The sequence below is a fragment of the Bradyrhizobium sp. UFLA01-814 genome (assembly GCF_046718885.1).
GTDB classification, from domain to species: domain Bacteria; phylum Pseudomonadota; class Alphaproteobacteria; order Rhizobiales; family Xanthobacteraceae; genus Bradyrhizobium; species Bradyrhizobium elkanii.
The window spans coordinates 40874-47362 of the sequence record NZ_JAQOSR010000055.1 but is presented as its reverse complement, the minus strand read 5'-3'; the positions used below and the strand labels follow the sequence as shown (position 1 = coordinate 47362).

Below are 6489 nucleotides of genomic sequence, written 5' to 3'. Positions count from 1 at the left end.
GCGGGCATCGTCGGCACGGTGATGTCGGGTGCAGTATCCATGTCGGGTATTCCCTGGAACGCGCGCGGCACGTGCGCAGGCGATCGCTCGCTGCGGCAGCCGGGGCGATGTCAATTGTGGGGAGGGGTTTCGGTCGCAAGTGCATCCGTCGCGCCCGCTGTTGCGGGCGAGGGAGCTTGCACGATTTCGGAATATTGGAAGTGTGCCGCTGATTTGCCCGACGTGTCAAGTGGCCTTGTCGGGCGCCGGGCAGCCGCCGGCTCCTTTGCATGGGGTTGTTTTCGATATTTTGGCGGCGCGGGCCTGCGGCGAGTAGGGCGATCGCATATGGCAGGGCAAAGCTTGGCGCTGCTATTTCCACATCGTCATGGCCGGGCTCGTCCCGGCCATCCACGTCTTTTCCACGCGGAAACCAAGACGTGGATGCCCGGCACAAGGCCGGGCATGACGAGTTTGTGGAGGGATCGAGCGCATATGCGACAGCCCTGCCTGCGGCGGGGAGTTCCGCCGCCATCAGGCGCAGTCATGCCGGCAAGGCACGGTGCGATCCGTGTTAGCGGGTACCGTGCGCCGATTGGATCATTATACTGGCCGGAACGTTGCGACAGGCGTGGCGCGGCGCCGGCCTGGGATGAACCGGCCTGGGATGAAGGAGCATCGATGAGCGAGACCATTGGCCACCCCGATCCCGGCCTTGATCTATCCGACGGATTCAAGCCGCACACCTCGCATTGGGGCGTGTTCTCGGCCCGGCTCGGCAAGGCGGGTCTCGAAGTCAGGCCTTACGCCGCTGATCCCGATCCGAACGGCATCATCAACAACTTCCCCGGCGCGCTGCGCCACCAGGCGCGCATCGCGCAGCCCGCGATCCGCCGCGGCTGGCTCGAGCGCGGGCCCGGCCCGGACGATCGCCGCGGCCGCGACGACTTCGTCTCGGTCAGCTGGGAGCAGGCGCTCGACCTGCTCGGCGGCGAGCTGACGCGGATCCGCGACACGATCGGCCCCGGCGCGGTGTTCGGCGGCTCCTACGGCTGGTCCAGCGCGGGCCGCTTCCATCACGCGCAGAGCCAGGTGCACCGCTTCCTCAACATCGCGATGGGCGGCTATGTCCGCTCGGTGAACACCTATTCCTCGGGCGCGTCCTCAGTGCTGCTGCCGCAGATTCTGACCGGCTACGAGGACATCACCAAGCGCAACGTCACCTGGGAGCAGATCGCAGCCGAAACCGACATCGTGCTGGCGTTCGGCGGCATGGCGCTGAAGAATTCGATGGTGGCCGGCGGCTCGATCAGCAAGCATGTCGAGCGCGGCGCGATGGAAGCCGCGCACCGGCGCGGCTGCCAGTTCATCCTGGTCAGTCCGCTGCGCGACGATCTCCCGGTCGAGGCCGGCGCCGAATGGATGACGGCCACACCCGGCACCGACACCGCGCTGATGCTCGGCATCGTCCACACTTTGGTCAGCGAAGGCCTGCACGATCAGGCCTTCCTCGATCGCTACACCGAGGGCTGGCCGGTGTTTTTGCGCTATCTCACCGGTGAGAGCGACGGTGTGCCCAAGAGCGCCGAATGGGCCACAGCGATCTGCGGCATCGACGCCGGCACGATCAAGGCGCTCGCGCGGCGGCTCGCCGGGCGTCGTGCGCTGATCACCGTGTCGCATTCGCTGCAGCGCGCCGAGCATGGCGAGCAGCCGGTGTGGATGGGCATGGTGCTGGCGGCGGCGCTCGGGCAGATCGGGCTGCCCGGCGGCGGCTACGCCTATTCGCTCGGCGCGATCGGCTATTACGGCCGGCGCGTCAACGCGGTGCCCGGACCGACGCTCGGGCAGGGCCGCAACGGCGTCGCCGACTTCATTCCGGTGGCGCGCATCGCCGACATGCTGCTCAATCCCGGCACCAGCTATCGCTACAATGGCGAGACGCGGACCTATCCGGATATCCGCCTCGTCTACTGGGCCGGCGGCAATCCGTTCCACCATCACCAGGACCTCAACCGCCTGCGCAAGGCGTTTGCGCGGCTCGACACGCTGGTGGTGCACGAACTCGCCTGGACCGCCACCGCCCGCCACGCCGACATCGTGCTGCCTTCGACGATGACGCTGGAGCGCGAGGACATCGGCTATTCCAGCAACGATCCCTTGATGGTCGCCATGCACCGGATCGCCGAGCCGTTCGGCCTTGCGCGCGACGACTACGAGATCTTCGCCGATCTCGCCGAGCGGTTAGGGGCCCGCGAGCCCTTCACCGAGGGGCGCACGTCGCGGCAATGGCTGGAACATCTCTATGAACCAACGCGGAAGGCGCTCGCCGCGCGCGGGCTCGAGGCGCCAAGCTTCGAGGAGTTCTGGGAACGCGGCAGCCTGGTCGTGCCGCAGCATCTCGACGACGGCGGCTCGCTGCGTCGTTTTCGCGAGGACCCGGTCGCGCGGCCGTTGCCGACGCCGAGCGGCCGCATCGAGATCTTCTCGCAGAAGATCGCAGGTCACGGCGATGCGGATTGTCCGGGCCATCCGGTCTGGCTCGAGAAGACCGACACGCCGACATCAGGCGCGCCGTGCTTCCTCGTCGCCAACCAGCCGGTGACGCGTTTGCACAGCCAGCTCGACTTCGGCGGTCACTCGCTTGACGCCAAGCATCGCGGCCGCGAGGTCGCGCGCATGAACCCGCGCGACGCGACCGCGCGCGGCATCGCCGACGGCGACATCATCCGCATCTTCAACGCACGCGGCGCCTGCCTTGCCGCGGTGCATGTCACCGACGGGATCGCGCCCGGCGTGGTTCAGCTGCCGACCGGCGCCTGGTACGACCCGATGGACCCCGAGGAGGATGCGCCGCTCTGCGTGCACGGCAATCCGAACGTGCTGACGCGCGACATCGGCACGTCATCCTTCGCGCAGGGCTGCACCGGCCAGCTGACGAGCGTCGAGGTCGAGCGTTTCAACGGCAATCTGCCGCCGATCCGGGCGTTCGATCCGGCGTAGAGGGGGACCGCAGCCGATCACGAACAAATCATCAGTGGGTGCTGGATGGCGTTCAGCCGTTCGGCTACGGCATCACGAGATCGACCCTGATTTTCGGACCTGTCCAGATGCACCTGAAAACCCTGTTTCACCTTGCCGTCGCTGCGACCGTCGCGCTCGGATCGTCCAACGCGTTGGCGCAATCGGCCGCCGAGCCGGCCTATGGACCGGAACTGCAGGGCTTCGACTATCCCTATCCGCTCGAGCATTATCGCTTCAGCTCGCAGGGGCAGGAGCTCGACATGGCCTATCTCGACGTCAAGCCGGCGACGCCGAACGGCCAGACCGCGGTGCTGCTGCACGGCAAGAATTTCTGTGCCGCGACCTGGGACGGCACCATCAAGGCGCTCAGCGGCGCCGGCTATCGCGTGATCGCGATCGACCAGATCGGCTTCTGCAAATCCAGCAAGCCGGAACGCTATCAGTTCACCTTCCAGCAGCTCGCCGGCAACAGCCGCGCGCTGCTCGCCTCGCTCGGGATCGCGCATTCGATCATGGTCGGCCATTCGACCGGCGGCATGCTGGCGATGCGCTATACCCTGATGTATCCGGAGGCGACCGACCAGCTGGTGCTGGTCGATCCGATCGGCCTCGAAGACTGGAAGGCCAAGGGCGTGCCGTGGCTCAGCCTCGACGGCTGGATGCAGCGCGAGACGCGCGTCACCGCGGACAGCATCCGCGCCTATGAGCGCGCCACCTATTACGCCGATACCTGGGATGCGTCCTACGAGACCTGGGTGCAGATGCTGGCCGGCATGTATCGCGGTCCGGGCCGCGCCGCCGTGGCGTCGAGCTCGGCGCGGCTCTACGACATGATCGCGACCCAGCCGGTGTTCTACGAATTCGAGCAGATCAAGCCGCCGACGCTGCTCTTTGTCGGCGACAAGGACACCACCGCGATCGGCAAGGACACCGCGCCGCCGGAGATCCGCAAGACGCTCGGCAATTATCCGGTGCTGGGCAAGGAGGCCGCGAAGCGCATTCCGCATGCGCAGCTGATCGAATTCCCCGACCTCGGCCATTCGCCGCAGATCCAGGCCCCGGCGCGCTTCCACGAGGCGCTGCTCGGCTGGCTGCAGCATCCGGAGACCGGCGCGACGCTGGTCAAGTAGCAGACGGCGAGACAGGCGAGCGACATCATGGCGACAGCGGAACTGGTCAGCGTGTTCACGGTCGATGGGCAGGGAGGCAATCCCTGTCCGATCGTGGTGGATGCAAGCGGCATGAGCGCCGCCGAGATGCAGGATGTTGCGCGCCGCCACGGTCACGAGTCCGGTTTCGTGCTGCCGGCGCAGAGCGACGACTTCGACGCCACGTTCCGCTTCTTCGTTCCGAATCACGAAATGGAAATGTGCGGCCACGCGACCATCGGCGCGCTCTGGCTGCTTGCGCGCCAGGGAAAGCTGCCCGGCGACACCATCCGGATCTCGACGCGCAGCGGTCCGGTCACCGGCTTCATCAGCCGTGATCGTCACGGCGAGCCCAACGTCGAGATCACCCAGCCGGCCGGGAAGACCGTTCCGCTCACCACGGGGCAACGCGATGACGTGCTCTGGGCGCTCGCGGTCGGGCCGCAAGCGATCGATGCGACAACACCGTGCAATGCCGTCACATCGCGGATCAAGACCCTGATCCCGATGCGCTCCCCCGAAGCGCTGAATGCGCTCGATCCCGCGATAGAGGACGTCGAGGCGGTCTGCGGCCGGATCGGATCGACCGGGCTTTATCCATTCGCCGTGATCGACCGAAAGGCTCGCCTGTTCGAGGCGCGGCAATTCCCGCGCTCATCCGGCTATCGGGAGGATGCCGCAACCGGCATTGCGGCCGCGGCGCTGGCGTTCGGCCTGCTCGACTATGGCTTGGTCGCTCCTGATGACGACGAGATCCGAATCCTGCAGGGCAGGACGATGGGGCGGCTGTCCGAGATCCGCGTCCGCATCGGCTTCGCCGGCGGCCGTCCTGTCGGCTGCCTGCTTGGCGGCAATGTCGCGCTGATGGCTGCGCCGTCACACTGAGCAGCCGCCAGCGCAAGGCGAGCCGGCTTCGTAAACAGTATCCAGGTCTAATCAGCGGCGCGCCTGGCCCGGTCCTGCGCCTTGGCGTGCACCGGTGATGATTTCCGCGCACCCGGGCCCGGATGCACGTGGACCGCCTTCGCGCTCAGCGGCTCGCCGCATTCCGAACAGACCATGACGGGATCGAACATCTTCTTGCAGGTCTTGTGTTCGTGCAGCATCGGCCGGCCGCGCGAATCGACCATGTGGACGTTGCCCCAGTGCACGATCGACATGATGATCGGATAGAGGTCGAGCCCCTTCTGCGTCAGGATGTATTCGTAACGCTTCGGCGCCTCCTGATAGGGAATCTTGCGCAGCACGCCGAACCGCACCAGCTTCTTCAGCCGGTCGGCAAGCAGATGCCGGGTGATCCCGAGCGACGCCTGGAAGTCATCGAACCTGCGGATGCGCAGGAAACATTCGCGCAGGACCAACAGGCTCCAGCGGTCGCCGATCACAGCCACCGTGCGGGCCACCGAGCACGGCTCCTCCTCGAGGGCATCCCATTTCATCAGCATCTCCTGCGGCCGGCGACAATATCGCTCAGTAAAATTCTAAAACAGAACTAACGTCATTTCAATAGGATGCCCTAGCTTGGGGCCGTAGCGCGGTCATTGGATGACAAATATCATATTGACAGTTCTAAAATAGAACTTAAGGTCCCGGCTCGATCAACGCGGCGGCTGACGGCCGCTGGCAATCGAAGGGAAGGGCGTTCCATGGCTGCTCCGCTCAAGGTCGAATTCCATTTCGATTTTGGAAGTCCGAATGCCTATCTGGCGGAACTGGCGCTGCCCGACATCGAGAAGCGCACCGGCGTGAAATTCGATTACATCCCGGTGCTGCTCGGCGGCGTCTACAAGGCGACCGGCAACATGTCGCCCGGCGAGTCGCTGCGCGGCATCAAGAACAAGCCGGAATATAACGCGCTCGAGACCGAGCGCTTCCTGCGCCGCTACAACATCACGACATTCAAGACGAACCCGTTCTTCCCGGTCAACACGCTGATGCTGATGCGCGGCGTCGTCGCTGCCGATTTCGAAGGGCAGTTCGAGCCGTACTTTCGCGCCGCCTATCACCACATGTGGTCCGAGCCCAAGAAGATGGACGATCCGCAGGTGTTTCGCGAAGCGTTCCTGTCTTCCGGCCTCGATATCGATCGCATCATCGCCCGCGCCCAGCAGGACGAGGTGAAGAAGAAGCTGATCGACAACACCAGCAACGCGGTGGCGCGCGGCTCGTTCGGCTCGCCGACCTTCTTTGTCGGCGACGAGATCTTCTTCGGCAAGGACAAGCTGCGCGAGGTCGAGGACGAGATTGTCGCGCAGCTGGCCGCGGGGCGGCGCAAGACCGCCTGAGCGGGAAAATTCCTCAAGACAACAAATCAGGCCCAAAGGGCTGTCACAGGGAG

5 protein-coding genes are annotated in these 6489 nt (G+C 65.5%); 4 read left to right on the top strand and 1 reads right to left on the bottom strand.

Annotated features, from left to right (window positions below):
- Positions 1-660 precede the first annotated feature (660 nt).
- From PMN64_RS18605 to PMN64_RS18595, 3 genes are all read left to right on the top strand, one after another.
- Complete coding sequence (locus PMN64_RS18605; RefSeq protein ID WP_411781685.1) at positions 661-2982, top strand: molybdopterin guanine dinucleotide-containing S/N-oxide reductase; 2322 nt, start codon at positions 661-663, stop codon at positions 2980-2982.
- 107 nt (positions 2983-3089) lie between these two features.
- A complete protein-coding gene (locus PMN64_RS18600; RefSeq protein ID WP_411781684.1) occupies positions 3090-4133 on the top strand; it encodes an alpha/beta fold hydrolase in 1044 nt (347 codons plus the stop codon).
- Between the two features lie 27 nt (positions 4134-4160).
- Complete coding sequence (locus PMN64_RS18595) at positions 4161-5036, top strand: PhzF family phenazine biosynthesis protein (RefSeq protein WP_411781683.1); 876 nt, start codon at positions 4161-4163, stop codon at positions 5034-5036.
- A gap of 47 nt (positions 5037-5083) precedes the next feature.
- On the opposite strand, the gene PMN64_RS18590 is transcribed toward PMN64_RS18595, so the two are convergent.
- A complete protein-coding gene (locus tag PMN64_RS18590; RefSeq protein WP_411781682.1) occupies positions 5084-5590 on the bottom strand; it encodes a winged helix-turn-helix transcriptional regulator in 507 nt (168 codons plus the stop codon).
- A 207-nt stretch (positions 5591-5797) separates the two neighbouring features.
- Here PMN64_RS18590 and PMN64_RS18585 point away from each other — a divergent pair, with 207 nt between their 5' ends.
- Positions 5798-6436 carry a 2-hydroxychromene-2-carboxylate isomerase gene (locus PMN64_RS18585; RefSeq protein ID WP_411781681.1) on the top strand — a complete coding sequence of 213 codons (639 nt, stop codon included), beginning with the start codon at positions 5798-5800 and terminating at the stop codon, positions 6434-6436.
- Positions 6437-6489 lie beyond the last annotated feature (53 nt).